This window comes from Pseudomonas sp. PDM05, assembly GCF_014851685.1.
GTDB lineage: Bacteria > Pseudomonadota > Gammaproteobacteria > Pseudomonadales > Pseudomonadaceae > Aquipseudomonas.
The window spans coordinates 49,748-66,622 of sequence record NZ_JACVAC010000019.1; the positions used below are offsets into that span (position 1 = coordinate 49,748).

The window sequence follows — 16,875 nt, forward strand, 5'->3', positions numbered from 1 at the left end:
ATTAGACGAGGCAGCATTTTATGACCACCACACACGCCGTTTACCCCGACCTAGAAGGCAAGACCGTGCTGATTTCCGGCGGCGCCTCGGGCATTGGTGAATTCATGGTGCGCGCGTTTGCCGCCCAGGGTGCCAAGGTCGGCTTTGTGGACCGCGCCCAAAGCCAGGGCGAACGCCTGGCGGCGTTGTTGAGCTCACGGGGGCATACGGTGGAATTCGTGCAGTGCGACATCACTGACGAGATCGCCTACAAGGCCGCCATCGCGCGTTTCGAACACTCCCTGGGGCCGATCACCGTGCTGGTGAACAATGCCGCCAATGACGTGCGTCACACCCTGGAAGAGGTCGACTCGGACACTTTCGACCGGCTCATCTCGGTGAACCTCAAGCACGCCTTCTTCGCCGCCAAGGCCGTAGTGCCGATGATGAAAGGCGCGGGCGGCGGGGCGATCATCAACCTCGGTTCGGTCGGCTGGATGATGGCCTCGGCCGGCTACCCCGTGTACGCCGCCAGCAAGGCTGCCGCCCACGGCATGACCCGTGCGTTGGCGCGAGAGCTGGGGCCGAGCCGGATCCGCGTGAACACCTTGGTGCCGGGTTGGGTGATGACCGAGAAACAACTGGCGATGTGGGTCGACGACGCGGCGAAGGAATTGATCAGCCGCAGCCAGTGCCTGCCGGGCAGTGTGTTGCCGGAACATATCGCCGACATGGCGTTGTTTCTGGCCTCGGATGCCTCGGCGATGTGTTCGGCGCAGAACTTTATCGTGGATGGTGGGTGGGTCTGATCCTCAATCTTCCAGTCAACAAAGCACTCATGTGGGAGCGGGCTTGCTCGCGAAGGCGGTGTACCAGTCGGTAAATCCAGTAACTGACACTCCCCCTTCGCGAGCAAGCCCGCTCCCACACAAACTCACTCCTACAGGTGGATAGGGGGTGTTTATTCGATGGGGTATTTCTTGAAGGCAGGGTGTTGCTCCAGTCGCTCGGCCAGGCGTTTCAGGTTGGGGAATGCCTGGGCATCGACCACCGACGCCACGGTGTACTGGCTGAACGACCACGCCACCGCAGCCGTAAGGCTGGCCTGGTTCAGCACGTCACTGTCGGCCACGTGCTTGTCCAGCAACGAATACGCCGCGAGCAATTGCCCCGTGACCCGCTCCAGCCATGGCGCGTGCAACTTCTCGGCGGGGCGCAGGTTGTGTTCATAGACGATCTGCACGCTCTTCTCGCAGGCGGCCAGCGCCAGGCCCAGCACTTGCAAGTCATGGGCGCGTGCCTTTGGGGCCAGGGGCAGCAGCTTTTTGTCGGCCGGGGCCAGGTTTTCCAGGTAATCCAGGATCAGGCTGGAATCCATCAACACCGTGCCATCGTCCAGCACCAAGGTAGGGGCCTTGACCACCGGGTTGATCTGGGAGAATTCGTTGAAGGTGCTGAACACCGACAGCGATTGATGCTCGAATGCCACCCCATACAGCTCCAGGGAAATGGCCACGCGGCGTACGTACGGCGAGTCCAGCATGCCGATCAATTTCATGAAGCCTCCATTGCTCACTACGTCATTGGCCCAAGAGAGTAAGGGCAGGTGATAGGCCTGCGCAATATCTGACGTCAATGGGTAAGATGGCCTACGAATTCGTTGATCGTAAACGCCTATGGAGCAGTCAGCATGACCGACTACGTACCCCCGAAAGTATGGACCTGGGACACCGAAAACGGCGGCACCTTCGCCAGCATCAACCGGCCCATCGCCGGTGCTACCCATGAGAAACAACTGCCGGTGGGCAAACACCCGTTGCAGTTGTATTCCCTGGCCACGCCCAACGGGCAGAAGGTCACGATCCTGCTCGAAGAGCTGCTAGCCCTGGGGCACAGCGGTGCGGAATACGACGCCTGGCTGATCAAGATCGGTGACGGCGACCAGTTCGGCAGCGGGTTTGTCGGCCTCAACCCGAACTCCAAGATCCCGGCCTTGCAGGACCGCAGCGGCGCCACGCCGATTCGCGTGTTCGAGTCTGGCGCGATCCTGCAATACCTGGCCGAGAAGTTCGGTGCGTTCTTCCCCACTGAACCGGCGGCCCGGGCGGAGTGCCTGTCGTGGTTGTTCTGGCAGATGGGCAGCGCGCCGTACCTGGGCGGTGGTTTCGGGCATTTTTATGCGTATGCGCCGAGCAAGATGGAATACGCGATCAACCGCTTCGCCATGGAAACCAAGCGTCAACTCGACGTGCTGGACCAGCGCCTGGCAGTCAGCGAGTACATTGCCGGAGATGAATACACCATCGCCGATATTGCGATCTGGCCTTGGTACGGTGGTTTGGTCAAAGGCCGTTTGTACGGTGCGGCGGAGTTTTTGTCGGTGCATGAATACAAGCATGTGCAACGCTGGGCCGATGCGATTGATGCACGGCCGGCGGTGCAGCGTGGGCGTAGGGTGAACCGGGTTTCCGGTGAGCCGCACGAGCAACTGGCCGAGCGCCATGACGCCAGCGATCTTGATTAACGCAGTTGTAAAAGGTGGGCGCGGGCTTGTGTGGGAGCGGGCTTGCTCGCGAATGCGGTGTATCAGTCGACAAATCCGCTGACTGGCACGCCGTCTTCGCGAGCAAGCCCGCTCCCACACAAGCCCGCTCCCACAGTTGGATCTGCACACATCAGTCTATTGGTAGCGTTGCTCGTAGATCGCGACCTGTTCGGGCTTGATCAGCTCAAACGGCACCCACACCTCTGACTCAATCGCTTCACCCTTGATCATCCTGATCGCCGACTCCACGGCTTTGGCTGCCTGGGCTTTTGGGTCCTGGAACACTGACGCCGCCAGCAACCCACGCTTCACCGCCGCCAAGCCATCCGGCAAGCCATCGATCCCCACAATCGCCACTTCGCCCTTGGCTTTCCCCGCCTGCTGCAACGCCATCCCGGCGCCGATCGCCATTTCGTCGTTGTTGGCAACAATCGCATCGAACTGCGTCCCCGCCAGCAGCCAGTTGCTGGTCAGGTCCATGCCCTTGTTGCGTTGCCATTCGGCGCTCTGCTGCTCCACCACCTTGATCCCGGGATAGTCCTTGAGCACCTGCCTGGCGCCTTCGGTGCGGTCGTGGGTCGCGTTCTGGGCGAGGTCGCCCATGATGATCGCCACATTGCCCTTGCCGCCCAGTTTCTCGGCGAGAAAGCGCATCTGCAACTGCCCGGCCTCGATGTCGTTGGAGGCCACGGTGACCACGCCCTTGGGCAGGCTGCGCTCATCCGGGTGGCGGTTGACGTACACCAGCGGCTTGTGGGCGGCCACGGCGGCGCGGGTCATGTTGGCGGTGGCGGAGGTGTCCACCGGCAGCACAATCACTGCGTCGACGTTCTGGTTCAGGAAGCCTTCGACCTGATTGAGCTGGCGCACCACATCACCCTGGGCGTCTTCGAACTGGATCTGCACGCCCTGTTGCCTGGCGGCCGTTTCCAGGCCGTTGCGCACGTAGGTCATGAAATTGTCGTCGACCCGGGCAATGCTCACGCCGATGCGGTAATCGGCGAATGACCAGGGGCTGACCAGCAGCAACAGCGAGGCAACAATCAACGAGTAGCGGTTCATAGGGGTGTTCCTTTTATTGTTATAGGGTGAACGCTTGGCGGAATCGCTCCAGGGCCAGCTCGCTGTCGCCGCTGGCCCAGCCTTCGAGGCCGACCACGCCGCGGTAGCCCATGGCATGCAAGGCCCTGGCAATCGCAGGGTAGTGGATTTCACCCGTGCCGGGCTCCTTGCGCCCCGGTACGTCGGCGACCTGGATTTCGCCGATCGCGCTGCCGGCGCGCTGGATCAGTTCGATCAGGTTTCCTTCGCCGATCTGCGCGTGATACAGGTCCAGGTTCAGCTTCAGGTGCGGGCTGCCCACCGCCTCGATCAGCGCCAGGGTGTCCTCGGCGCGGGCGAACGGCGTGCCGGGGTGGTCGACCGCGGTGTTGAGGTTTTCCAGCAGAAACACGCGGCCGGCGTCTTCGCCCAGGCGGGCGATTTTTTCCAGGGTCTTGCAGGCGCTCAACCACATGCGCCCGCTGGTGTGGCTGACCGGCTGCACGGGCAGGCCGCCGTCACCCAGGCCGGTACCGTGCAGGTTCAGGCTCGGGCACTTCAAACGTTCGGCAACGCCAAGGGATTCGCGGGCGCTGTCGAGCAATCGGCGGATGCCGTCGGGGTCGGTGAGGGTGCCGCTGATGTAGCCGGTCATCGAGGTGAAGTCGGCGCCGGTGGCGGCCAGGGCGCTGATGTCCTTGTCGGTCCAGTTCCAGATCTCGGCACTGAAACCCAGTGCATGGATGCGCTTTACGCGCTCGATGAAGGGCAGTTCGAGAAACACCATCTCGGCACTGATCGCCAGTTTGAACGGGCTCATACCGCCACCGCCTGGCCTTGCTGGAACGACTCGATGCACGCCCGCGCAATCGCCAGGGCGGCGCGGGCATCTTCACCGCTGGCCAGGGGTTTGGCGCCGCTGCGCAGGCAATCAGCGAAGTGGTTGAGCTCGGCAATATAGGCGTCGCGCAGCAGGTCGGTGTCCAGGCGCTGGGTATCGGCCTGGATACCCTGGGCCAGGTAACGCACCAGGTCGGACTCGTTGACGCCGCCCATGGTCAGCATGCCCGCGCTGCCGAACACTTCGCCGCGCACGTCGTAGCCATACACGGCTTGGAAGTTGGCTTCGGCGGTGGCAATCGCACCGTTGTCGAAGCGGATCGTGACCACGGCGGTGTCAAGAAAGCCTTTGCTCTTGTACTCAGGCGCGATCAACGCGTCGGCCATCACGTGCACTTGCACGGCTTCGGCGCCAGGGTTGAGGTAGCGCAGGGTGTCGAAGTCGTGGATCAGGGTTTCGAGGAAGATCACCCACTGCGGCGAGGCCGCCGGGTTGTTCAGCGCCGGGTCGCGGGTCAGCGAGCGCAGCAGCTGCGGGGTGCCGATACGGCCGGCGACGACATCGAGGTGGGCGGTGCGAAAACTCTTGGCGAAGCGCCGGTTGAAGCCAACCTGCAACGGCACACGGGCATCGGCCGCGGCGGCGATGGCGCGGTCGGCTTCATCGAGGGTGATGGCCATGGGTTTTTCGCAGAAGATTCCCTTGCCGGCGCGGGCGGCGCTGATCACCAGTTCGGCGTGGCTGTGGGCGGGGGCGGCGATGAGTACGCCGTCGATGTCCGGGTCGTCGAGCAGTTGTTGCGGGTCTGTGTAGACCTTGGCCACGCCCAGCTCGGCGGCGAGGCGGGCGGCTTGGCCCGGCGTCGGATCGGCAATCGCCACCAGGCTGGCGCCGGGGATGTGCCGTGCGGCGGTCAGGCCGTGGAAGCTGCCCATGCGGCCGGCACCGATCAAGCCCAGGCGGATGTTCTGTGTAGTCATGCAATTACCCCTTTTTTATTGTTGGCCTCAGGACGGTCCTGATCGGCAAGGAGGTAAGAGCAAAGCCTGTGCCAGTTTATAAGTATTTGATAAATAACGATTAAATATTGCGAATAAACAAAATGTGTTGATTTAAATGACATGCCTATACTGACATGTCGAAATTATGAACACGGACCCCTCCCTATGAGCATGACGTTCAGCGTGCAAGACCTCGATTACCTCACCGCCCTGGGGCCCGCCGCGCTGAACGATGGCCCCGTCGCGGCGCTGGAGCAGGCGTGGCGCGCTTGCCAGGGTGGCGAAGGCAAACGCCCGGCGGCGGTACGGCAGGTGATCTGGGATTCGTGGCGGCGCAGCGTCGCGGCGGGGATCGACCCGGCGGACGCCAGCTATCGTTTTGTCGGCGCCGACGCCCTGGCCGCCACATTGGCTGCCCACCGCGTGCTGATCACCGCCGCCGCGCAAGTCATGCACGGCCTGTTGGCCTACAACCCGCGTGGGCACATCAACCTCACCGACGCCGACGGCACCACCCTGTATTTCTGCGGGTTGGATATCACCCCGGTGGGCAGTCGCCTGCTGGAGTCGGTGCAAGGCACCAACTGCACCGGCCTGGCCCTGGCCGAGGATCGTCTGGTGTATGTGCTGGCCGAGGAAAATTTCGCCAGCGGCCTGCGCGAGCGGCGCATGCACTGCGCTGCCGCGCCGATCAAGAATGCCCAGGGCACAACCCTGGCCATGCTGACCCTCACCGCCGAGCCCGGCTGGTTTCACTTCCACACCCTGGGCACCGTGCAAGCGGCGGCCGAAGCCGTGTCGCGGCAGATGGCCCTGCAAGCGCTGCTGGAAGAACAGCAAACCGTCCTCGAAGTGCTCAACGAAGGCCTGGTGGTGCTGGATGAACGCGGCTGCATCAAGGCGCTCAACCGTTATGCCCGGCAATTGTTCGGGGTCGGCCTGGAGCTGATCGGCCGCCCGTTCCAGCACCTGGGCCGCAGTGAGTTGAGCGACTCCCTGGGTGAGCCGGTGCGCGACCTCGACTGCACCTTCCACCTGCACGACCGCAGCCAGCTCGCCTGCCTGGTCTCGGTGTGCCCGCTGGAGCAGGGCGGGGTGATCGTGTCGCTGCGCGAGAACCGGCGTATCCGCGAAATCACCCGGCGCATCATCAGCACCCAGGCCCGCTACACCTTCGACACCATCCAGGGCAGCTCGCGGGCGATCCAGGACGCGCTGCACCTGGGGCGCATCGCCAGTCGCAGTGACGCCACCACCCTGATCCTCGGTGAAAGCGGCACCGGCAAGGAGCTGTTCGCCCAGGCGATCCACAACGCGAGCGAGCGCCACAATGGCCCATTCGTAGCGGTCAACTGCGGCGCGATCCCTCGTGACCTGGTGCAAAGCGAACTGTTCGGGCATGTCGAAGGGGCATTCACCGGCGCGACGAGGGGCGGTTCAGCGGGCAAGTTCGAGTTGGCGGATGGCGGCACGATTTTTCTGGATGAGATTGGCGACATGTCCTTCGATGCCCAGGTCAGCCTGTTGCGGGTATTACAGGAGGGCGAAGTCACCCGTGTCGGCGCGAAAAATTCGCGGCAGGTGGACGTGCGCATCATCGCCGCGACCCACCGCAACCTCAGCCAGGCGGTGGCCGAAGGCGCATTTCGCGAAGACCTTTACTACCGCCTCAACGTGTTGAACCTGACCGTGCCGCCGTTGCGCATGCGCCGCGAAGACATTCCCTTGCTGGCACGGCATTTCCTTATGCGCTGCGCTCGCTCATTGCGTAAATCGGTGCAGGGGTTTGCGCCGGATGCGCTGGCGTTGCTCACGGCCTACAGCTGGCCGGGCAATGTGCGGGAGCTGGAAAACAGCATCGAGCGCGCGACCAACCTGGCCATGGGCGAGTTGATCCAACCGATTGATTTGCCCCTGGACACGCGCCCGCGCACGCCTATGCGATTGCCCGAGCCGCCACCTGCCCAGCAACTGAGCAGCTTCGAGATGCACGCCATCGTCGCCGCGCTGCAGAGCACCGGCGGCAACATCCGCCTGGCGGCGCGGCAGCTCAATGTGTCGCGGGGCGGGCTGTACAACAAGATGAGCCGGTTCGGCCTGAATGCCGCGGATTTTCGCAATCATTGAGCCTCGCACCGATCAAACTGTGTGTCAGGCGCAGATGTTTTCCGAAGTGACAATCTGCGGCGGTATGTGCACCCGATGCCGCACCGGATCGAACGCCTCGGCGGTCTGCAACTCCACCATCAATTGCACCAGCGCCGTGGCCGTCAGCTTTGGTTGCGAGTCCATCGCCACATCGATCAACCCCTGCCTCAACGCCTGGCGCGACAGCTCGGTGGACTCCTGCAAGATGCAGCACAGCGCCGGGCGCTTGGGCAGTTGCGCGAGGGCGCTGATGATGCCGTCGCCACCGCCGCCCACCACGCACAGGCCGCGCAGGTCGGTATGGCGGGTGATCAGGTCGAGGGTGGCCTCTTCGGTGATGTCGCAGTTGTCCAGGTTGATCAACGGCTCCAACGGCTTGAGCCCCGGCGCGTGTTCGGCAAGGTAGCTGTGCAGGCCTTCGACGCGGGCCTGGTGGCCGAGGAAACGGTGGCCGCCGAGCAAGATCCCGACGCTGCCTTTGCGTGCGCCGCAGGTGCGTGCGAGCAACCAGCCCATGGTGCGGCCGACCACGTGGTTGTCCTGGCCCACGTAAGGCTCAAGGGCTTGTTCGTGGATGTCCGACAGCAGCGCCACCACCGGCACGCCGGCGGCGCGGATCTGCGCCAACGTGGCATTGATCAGTGGATGGGCGAAGCTGACCACGGCGAGGCCGTCGCACTGCACCGCGAGTTGTTCGATCTGCGCAGCGATCACGCTCGGTGTGCGCTCGACGATGTACTCGAACTGGCAGGTCAGGTTGGCCCCGGCGTGTTGCTGCGCCGCCTCGGCAATCGACTGCGCCAGGGTGGCGTAGAACGCCTGGGCGGTGGCCAGCAGCAGGATACCGAAACGGTAGGTCGGCCGCCGTTCGCGAATGCGCTGGCCGATCAGCCGCGCGGCGAAATAGCCCACGGCTTCGGCCGCCTGGAACACCTGCTCGGCGGTATCGGGATTGACCGGCGCACGCGCATTCAAGACCCGGTCGACGGTGGCCACGCTGAGGCCCGCCTGAGCGGCCACGGTGGCAATGGTTGGGCGTTTATGGTTGTTCATGGCAAGCCCTTGATGCGTCTTGATAGAAAACTATCAAGCCCCGCTGGGCCTGGATGATAGCTTGATAGGGAATGGATTCAAGGCCTTGAGGGCGATTTAGCGCTTCTCTATCGTGGGTTTGGCAAGGCACCTGAACCCCACGCTTGCGGAGAACAATAACAATGCCTGAACACACCGCTCACACCGCCCGGCGCGACTACAGCCTCACTGGCCCCGAAGCCGCCCGCGCCGCTGAAAAAGGCCTGGTCTCGGCCAGCTGGTATCAATCACCGATTTCCCGTAAACGCATGAAAGAACTGATGCAACGCCGCGACGGCCCGGCCTTGCGCGACACCGCCCTGTGGTTCGTCGCGCTGTTTGCCAGCGGCTTTGGCGGCTACTGGTTCTGGGGCTCCTGGGCCTGCGTGCCGTTCTTCATGGTGTATGGCGTGCTCTACGGCACGGCGTCCAACCCGCGTTGGCACGAGACCGGCCACGGCACCGCGTTCAAGACCCGCTGGATGAACGACGTGCTCTATCAGGTCGCCAGCTTCATGTGCATCTTCGAGCCCCACGTGTGGCGCTGGAGCCATGCGCGGCACCACACCGACACCATCGTCGTCGGCCGCGACCCGGAGATCGTCGAGCCGCGCCCGCCGAGCTTTCTGATGATGTGCCTGAGCCTGTTCAACCTGCCCCTGGCCTGGAAAACCTTCAGCGGCGTGGCGCGTCACGCCGCCGGCAAGATGAGTGCCCAGGAGGCCGACTTCATTCCTGAGTCCGAGTGGCCCAAGGTATTCCGCGCCGCCCGTGTCTGGCTGGCGATCTACGCCGTGGTCATCGGCACCGCGCTGTACCTGCACAGCTGGTTGCCGCTGATGCTGATCGGTTTGCCGAGCATCTACGGTGCCTGGCTCGGCTACCTGTTCGGCCTGACCCAGCACGTGGGCCTCGCCGAAGACGTCCTCGACCACCGCAGCAATTGCCGCACCATCTACATGAACCCTGTGCTGCGCTTTATCTACATGGACATGAACTACCACCTCGAACACCACATGTACCCGATGGTGCCGTACCACGCCCTCGAGCAACTGCACGCAGAGATCCGCGGTGACTGCCCGCCGCCGTACGCCAACCTCTTCGAGGCCTACAAGGAAATCCTGCCGACGATCTGGAAGCAACGCAGCGACCCCACCTACTTCATCCAACGCCCGATTCCCGGCGCGCCTGTTGTAGTGAGCGAGCTTGCTCGCGCTGGGCTGCGAAGCAGCCCCAATGACGCCCCCGCGTTTTTCCAGACAAATCCCGATAGCTGATCCTCGGGCCGCTTCGCAGCCCTGCGCGAGCAAGCGCGCTCACTACAACAAGCTCGTTCACCACGAGGAACTACCATGAACGATCAATGGATCGACGTCTGCGCCGTGGGCGAAATTGACGAAGAAGACGTGCTGCGCTTCGACCATGGCGCACACACTTATGCGGTGTATCGCTCGGCCGAGAATGAATTTTTTGCCACGGCCGGCCTGTGCACCCACGAGAAAATCCACCTCGCCGACGGCCTGGTGATGGACCACGTGATCGAATGCCCCAAGCACAACGGACGCTTTGATTACCGTACCGGCAAAGCCATGGGCGCGCCGGTGTGCGTCAACCTCAAGACCTACCCGGTACGGGTCGAAGCGGGGCGGGTGTTGCTCGCCGTCACGGTGTGACGATGAACGCGCCCTTGATTATCGTCGGCGCCGGCCATGCCGGCGGCCGTGCGGCGCTGACCCTGCGCGAAGAAGGCTACACCGGACGCCTGATCCTGATCGGCGATGAACCGCACCTGCCCTACGAACGGCCGCCGCTGTCCAAGGGGTTGCTGCAAGGCTGCGTGGACCTGGCCGGCTACAGCCTGTGCGACCGCGAGCGCTTGGCCGCGTTGAACATCGAACATATCGCCGCCAACCCGGTGACTCATTTGCAGCCCGAGCAACAGCGCCTGCAACTCGCCGACGGCCAGTGGCTGGCTTACGCCGGCCTGTTGCTGGCCACTGGCGGCCGGGCGCGGCGTTTGCCCCAGGCCCAGGCCAACGTGTTGTACCTGCGCACCCACGATGAAGCCTTGGCCTTGCGCGGCGCGCTGCGGCCCGGCACACGGCTGGTGGTGGTCGGTGGCGGGTTTATCGGCCTGGAAGTGGCGGCGACCGCCCGTGGCCTGGGCTGCGAGGTGACGCTGCTGGAAGCCGGGCCGCGCCTGGCCGGGCGGGTATTACCGCCGGTGATCTCGGCGGCGCTGTTGGCGTTGCATCGCCAGCACGGGGTGGATGTGCGCTTGAACGTGGCACTGGAATCGATCCAGGCCGATGCCGTGCAGTTGGTCGATGGGCAGTTGTTGCCGTGCGACCTGGTGGTGGTGGGCATCGGCATGCAGCCGAACATCGAACTCGCGGCGGCGGCCGGGCTGGAAGTGGGGCAGGGTATTCGTGTCGATGCGCAGTTGCGCACCAGCGCGGCGCATATCTATGCGGCGGGCGATGTATGTGAGTTCCGCCTCGACGGCCTGTACCAGCGCCAGGAAACCTGGCGCAACGCCGAAGCCCAGGGCCGGCATGCGGCGTTGAACCTGCTCGGGCGCCAGTTGCCCTTCGATGCGCTGCCCGGTTTCTGGTCCGACCAGTACGATTGGGGCTTGCTCACCGTGGGCGTGATGACGCCGACTGTGGTCACTCGGCCATTGCCCGGCGGCGCGCTGTTGCTGTTCTACCTGGACGCCGAGTCCCGCATGCAAGGCGCTTGCGGTTGGGCGCCCGGCAACGGCGCGGCCAAGGACATCAAGCTCTGCGAACGCCTGATCGGCGCGCATATCGCGCTCGACACGGCCAGCCTGGCCGACCCCGAAGTGTCCCTCAAACAGTTGCTGCGAGGCTGAGATGCGCCAATTCCTGGTATTCCAATCCCTGTGGGCGATGCAAACCGAGCCCGGCCCTCTGGACGTGCAACTGGACCGCATCAAAGCTGCGGGTTTCGACGGCATCACCGACCACTACTGCAAGCCCGCCGATGTCGCCCGCCTGCACGCCGCCGCCTCGGCCAGGGGCTTGCAGATCGAGGGCCAACTGTTCCCGCAATCGGTGGATGACCTGGCCGCTGCACTGGATGTGATCAGCCGCTACGGCTGTCACCATCTCACTTTGCAGGCCGACGTGCGCCCGCGTACGCAGTCCGAGGCGGCACGCTTGGTCGAAGGCTGGCAGCGCCTGGCCGAGCAGGTGGACTTTCCGGTGCTGCTGGAAACCCACCGTTATCGGCTGACCAACGACCTGCACTTCACCCTCGATCTGCTCGCGCAAATGCCGGATTTGCAGCTGCTGGCCGACCTGTCCCACTACGTGGTCGGGCGCGAACTGCCGGAGCCGGGTGCCGTGGAAGACGATGAACAGATCCGCACGATCCTGCGCCATAGTTGGGGGTTTCATGGGCGTGTGGCGAGCAGTGAACAGGTGCAGGTTTCGCTGGACTTTCCCCAGCACCAACCCTGGGTGCAGCGCTTCACCGAGTGGTGGCGCTACGGGATCGAAGACTGGCTGGCGCGGCCCGACACGCCGCACAGCCTGTCCTTCACCTGCGAGCTGGGCCCGCCGCCGTATGCCATCACCGGCGCAGACGGTCGCGAGATCAGTGATCGCTGGAGCGAGGCCTTGAAGCTGCAAGCGTTGATCCGCGAGGTGTGGCGCAACTGTCAGAAATGATCTGCTAATCTGCGCGGGTTTAATCTCGCCCTTTAGTCTGGACGTTCACCATGACCCCATCCTCTGTTTTGCCACCTCTGGAACCGCAGTCGGTGTGCCACCCGATCACCCGCAGCGCAATTTTCATGGTCGCCACCTTGACGCCCGGCAATGTCGATACGGTGCGCGCCTGGTGCGCCGACATCGCCGGGTTGGTGCGCTCGGTGGGCAAGCGCGTGCCGGACGGCAATCTCACCTGTGTCTGCGGGTTTGGCTCGGATGCCTGGGACCGGCTGTTCGGTGCGCCACGCCCGGCGGCGCTGCATCCGTTTCGCGAGTTTGGGGTGCAGGGGCGCATGGCCGTCGCGACGCCGGGGGATATCCTGCTGCATATCCGCGCCGAGCAGATGGACCTGTGTTTCGAACTGGCCACCCAGTTGATGGCGGCGCTGGGGGATAGCGTCAAGGTGGTGGACGAGGTCCAGGGTTTCCGCTACTTCGATATGCGCAGCATCATCGGCTTTGTCGACGGCACCGAGAACCCGGTGGGGCGCAAGGCCGAAGGCTTCACCCTTGTCGGTGATGAGGACAGCGAATTCCGCGGTGGCAGCTACGTGCTGGTGCAGAAGTACCTGCACAACATGAACGCCTGGAACGGCCTGACGGTGGAGGCCCAGGAGAAGGTGATCGGGCGCACCAAGCTGGCGGATATCGAGTTGGATGACCAGGCCAAGCCGAGCAACGCCCACAGTGCGCTGACGGTGATTACCGACGAGGACGGCAATGAGGTGAAGATCCTGCGCGACAACATGCCCTTTGGGCGGCCTGGGGCGGGGGAGTTCGGCACCTATTTCATCGGCTACGCGCGCTCGCCGCAGCCGCTGGAATTGATGCTGGAGAATATGTTTGTCGGGCGGCCGGTAGGCAACTATGACCGCTTGCTGGATTTCAGTACGGCGGTGACGGGTGGGTTGTTTTTTGTGCCGTCGGCTGACCTGCTGGAAGAACTGGCCGATCGAAGCGGCGGCCTCTAAAACAACTCAGTCCAACTGTGGGAGCGGGCTTTTGTGGGAGCGGGCTTGCTCGCGAATACGGTGTGCCAGTCGCTGAATAGGTTGACTGATCCACCGCTTTCGCGAGCAAGCCCGCTCCCACATTGGATTGGATGTGCTTTCGCAATGGAGTCAGCTCAGCAGGCCAGTGCTGACCGCCACAATCAGAAACACCCCCAATAACGCCCGGTAGATCACAAACGGCCAGGTCGAGAACCGCTCCAAAAACTTCATCAGCCCCCAGATCGCAAAAAACGCCGAGACGCTCGCCACCACCAGGCCAAACAACAGATGCGGCCAGGCATGCGCGGGCAAGTCGGCGCGCAGCAGTACCCACAGCTCCTTCAACCCGGCGAGGGCAATGGCCGGCAGGCCCAGCAGAAAGGAGAAACGCGCCGCTTCTTCACGCTTGAAGTTGAGGAACAGTGCGGCGGTGAGGGTGGAACCCGAGCGCGATACCCCCGGAATCAAAGCACCAATCTGCGCAATGCCGACGATCAGCGCATCGCGCAGGCGCATCTCACCCATCTCCCGGGTGTGGCGTGCGCGTACTTCTGCGACGGCCAGCAGCACCGCCATGACCACGCAGGAAATGCCGATCACCATCAACCCACGCAACGGCGAGTTGCATGCGTTCAAGGTCGAAGACAGCGCCAACCCGGCAATCCCGATGGGTATCGTCGCCAGCACAATCGCCACGGCCAGCTTGAACCAGCGGTCGTTGTAGTCGCCCCGACGCACTGCGCCGATGCTGCCGGTGGTGACTTGGTGCACGTCGCGCCAGAAATAGCTGACCACCGCCGCCAGCGCCGCCAGCTGCATCGCCGCCGAAAACGCCGAGCCTGGGTCCTGCCAGCCGAGCAGGGCGGGGACCACGCGCATGTGGGCGGTGGACGACACCGGCAGCAGCTCGGTAATGCCCTGGATCACGCCCAGGATGAAGATCTGCAAGTAGTCCAGGGAGGCAAAGCCCACATCCAGGCCGGCGGAACAGACGTTGGTCACGGTGCGTGTCCTTGAGAAAAGGGGGATTTGCGCGAAGTCTATTCTAAATGTTTCAGGAATTTGGCCAGGGCAGGGTAAATCCGCAATCGGTTCAGCAAACAGAAAGGTTGGACAATGTATTGGCCTGCGCGAAGGTTTTGTGAACAATGGCGCCCTGCATTTTTTCACCGAGAGCCCCATGTCCGAAACCACCGTCGAACTGATCCAGACCGGCCCCGAAGCCGCCGAGCTGATCCGCAATCTCTACCAGTACTACGCCTATGAGTCGTCGGACTGGGAACAGGAAGATGTCGAAGGGGACGGCCGTTTCTACATCCATGACGAACACCTGGCGCGCTACTGGCAAGACCCGCAGTGGAGCGCCAACCTGTTGTTGGTGGATGGTTTTATCGCCGGCTTCCTGCTGATCGAAGGCAGCGAGTTGCCCGGCATTGATGCGCTGGAGCTGGCCGACCTGTTTATCCTCAAGCGCTACCGGCGCAAAGGCATCGGGCGCGCTATCGCCACCCAGGTGCTGTGCAGTGGCGCATCCAACTGGCTGGTGCGTTTTTATGACCAGGACGAAGTGTCCCAGGCGTTCTGGCGCACGGTGCTGGATAACCTGCCGCGCCCGGTGCAACTGCTTGAACTGGATGACGAACCGCAGTTGGTGAACTACCTGATCACGCGGGTGGCGCTGCATTAAACGCTTGCTGCATTGCCTGCGGCGGCTGGCCGAAGGCGCGCAGGAAGGCCTGGCGCATGCGTTCGCGATCACCGAAGCCGGTTTCGCGGGCGACCACTTCCACCGGGTGGCGGCTGGTCTCCATCAGCGTCCGCGCGGCTTCCACCCGCAGCGATTCGATGGCTTTGGCCGGGGTCTGGCCGGTTTCTTCACGAAACACCCGGCTGAACTGGCGCGGGCTGAGCCGTGCGACATCGGCCAAGGCGTCCACCGACAGATCGTGGGTCAGGTTTTCGCGGGCATAGGCCAGGGCCAGTTGCACGCGGTCTGACTTGGGGTCCAGCTCCAGCAGGGCCGACAGCTGCGACTGTTCGCTGCCGCGCCGCTGGGCGATCACCAGTTTGCGGGCGATGCGCCGCGCGAGGTCGCTGCCCAGGTCGTTCTCGACCATGGCCAGGGCCATGTCCACGCCGGCGCTCATGCCGGCGCCGGTCCAGATCTGGCCGTCGACCACGAACAAGCGGTCTTCTTCCAATTGAATCTGCGGGTAGCGCTTGCGAAATGCCGGGGCGTGAATCCAATGGGTGGTGGTGCGCTTGCCTTCCAGCAGGCCGGCGTCGGCCAACACGAAAATACCCATGCACAGCGATGCAACACGCCGCGATTGGACGGCAGCGGCCTTGACCAATTCCAGCAGGTTGGCCTCCGGCAGGCGGAACTCCATGTAGCCGCCGACGATCAGCGTGTCATAGCCTTCGGCGCGGATCGGCGTGGTGTTCACCGAGAACCCCTGGGAGGTCATCACCGCGCCGCCACGCTCCGACACCAGGTGAAACTCGTAGGCCGGCTCGCCACGCAGCAGGTTCGCGCACTCGAACACCGAGCCGACACTGAGGCTCAGGCACTCAAAATTCGGGTAAACCAGCAGCGCCACGCTGTGCATCGCATCTCTCCAAGGGCAGGGGAGGTGGAATTGTCCGCGCGCGGCGGGCAAACGGCAACCGCCACCGTGCATGTCCGAAAACCTTGCGGATATGACGTTGTGCCGTGCAACCCAGGCTCCTAAGCTTCAACCCACACTCATCCCGAGGCACTCGACAATGAAAGTATTGATGGTTTTGACCTCTCACGATCAGTTGGGAGACACCGGCCGCAAGACCGGCTTCTGGCTCGAAGAGTTTGCGGCACCCTATTACGCGTTCAAGGACGCCGGTGCCGAGGTGGTGCTGGCATCCCCGGCCGGCGGGCAACCACCGCTGGACCCGGTCAGCGACCTGCCGGACTTCCAGACCGAACAGACCCACCGCTTCGCCGCCGACCCGGCCGCGCAGCAGGCCTTGGCCAATACGTTGAAGCTGGATGCGGTCAACGCCACCGATTTCGACACGGTGTTCTACCCAGGTGGCCACGGTCCGTTGTGGGACCTGGCGGAGTCGCCGGTGTCGATCGCGCTGATCGAGTCCTTCGAACGCGCCGGCAAGCCGATTGGTTTCGTCTGCCACGCACCGGGTGTGCTGCGTCACGTCAAGGCAGTCAACGGTGAGCCGCTGATCAAGGGGCGTCGCGTCACCGGCTTCTCCAACTCGGAAGAAGCCGCGGTGGAATTGACCGATGTGGTGCCGTTCCTGGTTGAAGACGAATTCAAGAAACTCGGCGGCAAGTACGAGAAGGGCGCCGACTGGCAATCCTTTGTGATCGTCGATGGTTTGCTGGTCACCGGGCAGAACCCGGGCAGCTCCAGCGATGTGGCCAAGGCGCTGCTGAAACTCACCGCGTAAGTTCATTCATTACCTTTTGATTGGCGGCTCCCGAGGAGTCGCCAAGGCTTTTGCTCGTCCAGGATTTGGAAAACCG

Annotated in this window: 17 protein-coding genes; 10 read left to right on the top strand and 7 right to left on the bottom strand. The window is 63.5% G+C overall.

Annotated elements, in window-relative coordinates; all coding sequences use genetic code 11:
* Nucleotides 1-20 precede the first annotated feature (20 nt).
* The gene (locus IB241_RS25300; protein ID WP_192300910.1) at nt 21-788 is read left to right on the top strand and encodes an SDR family NAD(P)-dependent oxidoreductase; all 768 of its coding nucleotides are present in this window, start codon (nt 21-23) and stop codon (nt 786-788) included.
* 152 nt (nt 789-940) lie between these two features.
* On the opposite strand, the gene IB241_RS25305 is transcribed toward IB241_RS25300, so the two are convergent.
* On the bottom strand, nt 941-1,537 hold the full coding sequence (locus IB241_RS25305) for a glutathione S-transferase family protein (RefSeq protein ID WP_192300911.1): 597 nt from the start codon (nt 1,535-1,537) through the stop codon (nt 941-943).
* A gap of 132 nt (nt 1,538-1,669) precedes the next feature.
* Between IB241_RS25305 and yghU the strand changes: the two genes are divergently transcribed.
* Nucleotides 1,670-2,503 carry a glutathione-dependent disulfide-bond oxidoreductase gene (yghU, locus tag IB241_RS25310; RefSeq protein ID WP_192300912.1) on the top strand — a complete coding sequence of 278 codons (834 nt, stop codon included), beginning with the start codon at nt 1,670-1,672 and terminating at the stop codon, nt 2,501-2,503.
* A 156-nt stretch (nt 2,504-2,659) separates the two neighbouring features.
* On the opposite strand, the gene IB241_RS25315 is transcribed toward yghU, so the two are convergent.
* Genes IB241_RS25315 through IB241_RS25325 form a run of 3 tightly spaced genes read right to left on the bottom strand, consistent with a single transcriptional unit; the run spans nt 2,660 to nt 5,386 of the window.
* On the bottom strand, nt 2,660-3,586 hold the full coding sequence (locus IB241_RS25315; RefSeq protein WP_192300913.1) for a sugar ABC transporter substrate-binding protein: 927 nt from the start codon (nt 3,584-3,586) through the stop codon (nt 2,660-2,662).
* A 19-nt stretch (nt 3,587-3,605) separates the two neighbouring features.
* On the bottom strand, nt 3,606-4,385 hold the full coding sequence (locus tag IB241_RS25320; RefSeq protein WP_192300914.1) for a TIM barrel protein: 780 nt from the start codon (nt 4,383-4,385) through the stop codon (nt 3,606-3,608).
* The gene (locus tag IB241_RS25325) at nt 4,382-5,386 is read right to left on the bottom strand and encodes a Gfo/Idh/MocA family oxidoreductase (protein ID WP_192300915.1); all 1,005 of its coding nucleotides are present in this window, start codon (nt 5,384-5,386) and stop codon (nt 4,382-4,384) included. Before IB241_RS25325 ends, IB241_RS25320 begins: the two co-directional genes overlap by 4 nt.
* A 186-nt stretch (nt 5,387-5,572) precedes the next feature.
* Between IB241_RS25325 and IB241_RS25330 the strand changes: the two genes are divergently transcribed.
* Nucleotides 5,573-7,534, top strand: a complete 1,962-nt coding sequence (locus IB241_RS25330; protein ID WP_192300916.1) for a sigma-54 interaction domain-containing protein — start codon at nt 5,573-5,575, stop codon at nt 7,532-7,534.
* A 24-nt stretch (nt 7,535-7,558) separates the two neighbouring features.
* On the opposite strand, the gene IB241_RS25335 is transcribed toward IB241_RS25330, so the two are convergent.
* Nucleotides 7,559-8,608, bottom strand: coding sequence for a LacI family DNA-binding transcriptional regulator (locus IB241_RS25335; RefSeq protein ID WP_192300917.1), 1,050 nt, complete (start codon nt 8,606-8,608; stop codon nt 7,559-7,561).
* A gap of 161 nt (nt 8,609-8,769) precedes the next feature.
* Here IB241_RS25335 and IB241_RS25340 point away from each other — a divergent pair, with 161 nt between their 5' ends.
* The 5 genes from IB241_RS25340 to IB241_RS25360 all read left to right on the top strand — a co-directional run bounded on the left by IB241_RS25340 (nt 8,770) and on the right by IB241_RS25360 (nt 13,334).
* Nucleotides 8,770-9,903, top strand: a complete 1,134-nt coding sequence (locus tag IB241_RS25340; protein ID WP_225595723.1) for a fatty acid desaturase family protein — start codon at nt 8,770-8,772, stop codon at nt 9,901-9,903.
* A gap of 75 nt (nt 9,904-9,978) precedes the next feature.
* Nucleotides 9,979-10,299 carry a MocE family 2Fe-2S type ferredoxin gene (locus IB241_RS25345; protein WP_017735293.1) on the top strand — a complete coding sequence of 107 codons (321 nt, stop codon included), beginning with the start codon at nt 9,979-9,981 and terminating at the stop codon, nt 10,297-10,299.
* 2 nt (nt 10,300-10,301) lie between these two features.
* The gene (locus tag IB241_RS25350; RefSeq protein WP_192300918.1) at nt 10,302-11,501 is read left to right on the top strand and encodes an NAD(P)/FAD-dependent oxidoreductase; all 1,200 of its coding nucleotides are present in this window, start codon (nt 10,302-10,304) and stop codon (nt 11,499-11,501) included.
* A gap of 1 nt (nt 11,502) precedes the next feature.
* On the top strand, nt 11,503-12,321 hold the full coding sequence (locus IB241_RS25355) for a sugar phosphate isomerase/epimerase family protein (RefSeq protein ID WP_192300919.1): 819 nt from the start codon (nt 11,503-11,505) through the stop codon (nt 12,319-12,321).
* Between the two features lie 50 nt (nt 12,322-12,371).
* A complete protein-coding gene (locus IB241_RS25360) occupies nt 12,372-13,334 on the top strand; it encodes a Dyp-type peroxidase (protein WP_192300920.1) in 963 nt (320 codons plus the stop codon).
* Nucleotides 13,335-13,484: 150 nt separating this feature from the next.
* Here the strand turns inward: IB241_RS25360 and IB241_RS25365 are convergent, their stop codons facing one another.
* Nucleotides 13,485-14,357, bottom strand: a complete 873-nt coding sequence (locus tag IB241_RS25365) for an undecaprenyl-diphosphate phosphatase (protein WP_192300921.1) — start codon at nt 14,355-14,357, stop codon at nt 13,485-13,487.
* Nucleotides 14,358-14,535: 178 nt separating this feature from the next.
* Here IB241_RS25365 and IB241_RS25370 point away from each other — a divergent pair, with 178 nt between their 5' ends.
* A complete protein-coding gene (locus tag IB241_RS25370) occupies nt 14,536-15,042 on the top strand; it encodes a GNAT family N-acetyltransferase (protein ID WP_192300922.1) in 507 nt (168 codons plus the stop codon).
* Here IB241_RS25370 and IB241_RS25375 read toward each other — a convergent pair.
* Nucleotides 15,020-15,964: a GlxA family transcriptional regulator gene (locus tag IB241_RS25375; protein WP_192300923.1), complete on the bottom strand. Its 945-nt coding sequence runs from the start codon at nt 15,962-15,964 to the stop codon at nt 15,020-15,022. The genes IB241_RS25370 and IB241_RS25375 overlap by 23 nt on opposite strands.
* Nucleotides 15,965-16,121: 157 nt before the next feature.
* Here IB241_RS25375 and IB241_RS25380 point away from each other — a divergent pair, with 157 nt between their 5' ends.
* On the top strand, nt 16,122-16,799 hold the full coding sequence (locus IB241_RS25380) for a type 1 glutamine amidotransferase domain-containing protein (RefSeq protein ID WP_192300924.1): 678 nt from the start codon (nt 16,122-16,124) through the stop codon (nt 16,797-16,799).
* Nucleotides 16,800-16,875: the final 76 nt, after the last annotated feature.

What these genes read in the sequence shown, in the direction of transcription:
- IB241_RS25300 (WP_192300910.1), top strand. Translation starts at nt 21, where the DNA reads ATGACCACCACACACGCCGTTTACCCCGACCTAGAAGGCAAGACCGTG.
- IB241_RS25305 (WP_192300911.1), bottom strand. Translation starts at nt 1,537, where the DNA reads ATGAAATTGATCGGCATGCTGGACTCGCCGTACGTACGCCGCGTGGCC.
- yghU (WP_192300912.1), top strand. Translation starts at nt 1,670, where the DNA reads ATGACCGACTACGTACCCCCGAAAGTATGGACCTGGGACACCGAAAAC.
- IB241_RS25315 (WP_192300913.1), bottom strand. Translation starts at nt 3,586, where the DNA reads ATGAACCGCTACTCGTTGATTGTTGCCTCGCTGTTGCTGCTGGTCAGC.
- IB241_RS25320 (WP_192300914.1), bottom strand. Translation starts at nt 4,385, where the DNA reads ATGAGCCCGTTCAAACTGGCGATCAGTGCCGAGATGGTGTTTCTCGAA.
- IB241_RS25325 (WP_192300915.1), bottom strand. Translation starts at nt 5,386, where the DNA reads ATGACTACACAGAACATCCGCCTGGGCTTGATCGGTGCCGGCCGCATG.
- IB241_RS25330 (WP_192300916.1), top strand. Translation starts at nt 5,573, where the DNA reads ATGAGCATGACGTTCAGCGTGCAAGACCTCGATTACCTCACCGCCCTG.
- IB241_RS25335 (WP_192300917.1), bottom strand. Translation starts at nt 8,608, where the DNA reads ATGAACAACCATAAACGCCCAACCATTGCCACCGTGGCCGCTCAGGCG.
- IB241_RS25340 (WP_225595723.1), top strand. Translation starts at nt 8,770, where the DNA reads ATGCCTGAACACACCGCTCACACCGCCCGGCGCGACTACAGCCTCACT.
- IB241_RS25345 (WP_017735293.1), top strand. Translation starts at nt 9,979, where the DNA reads ATGAACGATCAATGGATCGACGTCTGCGCCGTGGGCGAAATTGACGAA.
- IB241_RS25350 (WP_192300918.1), top strand. Translation starts at nt 10,302, where the DNA reads ATGAACGCGCCCTTGATTATCGTCGGCGCCGGCCATGCCGGCGGCCGT.
- IB241_RS25355 (WP_192300919.1), top strand. Translation starts at nt 11,503, where the DNA reads ATGCGCCAATTCCTGGTATTCCAATCCCTGTGGGCGATGCAAACCGAG.
- IB241_RS25360 (WP_192300920.1), top strand. Translation starts at nt 12,372, where the DNA reads ATGACCCCATCCTCTGTTTTGCCACCTCTGGAACCGCAGTCGGTGTGC.
- IB241_RS25370 (WP_192300922.1), top strand. Translation starts at nt 14,536, where the DNA reads ATGTCCGAAACCACCGTCGAACTGATCCAGACCGGCCCCGAAGCCGCC.
- IB241_RS25375 (WP_192300923.1), bottom strand. Translation starts at nt 15,964, where the DNA reads ATGCACAGCGTGGCGCTGCTGGTTTACCCGAATTTTGAGTGCCTGAGC.
- IB241_RS25380 (WP_192300924.1), top strand. Translation starts at nt 16,122, where the DNA reads ATGAAAGTATTGATGGTTTTGACCTCTCACGATCAGTTGGGAGACACC.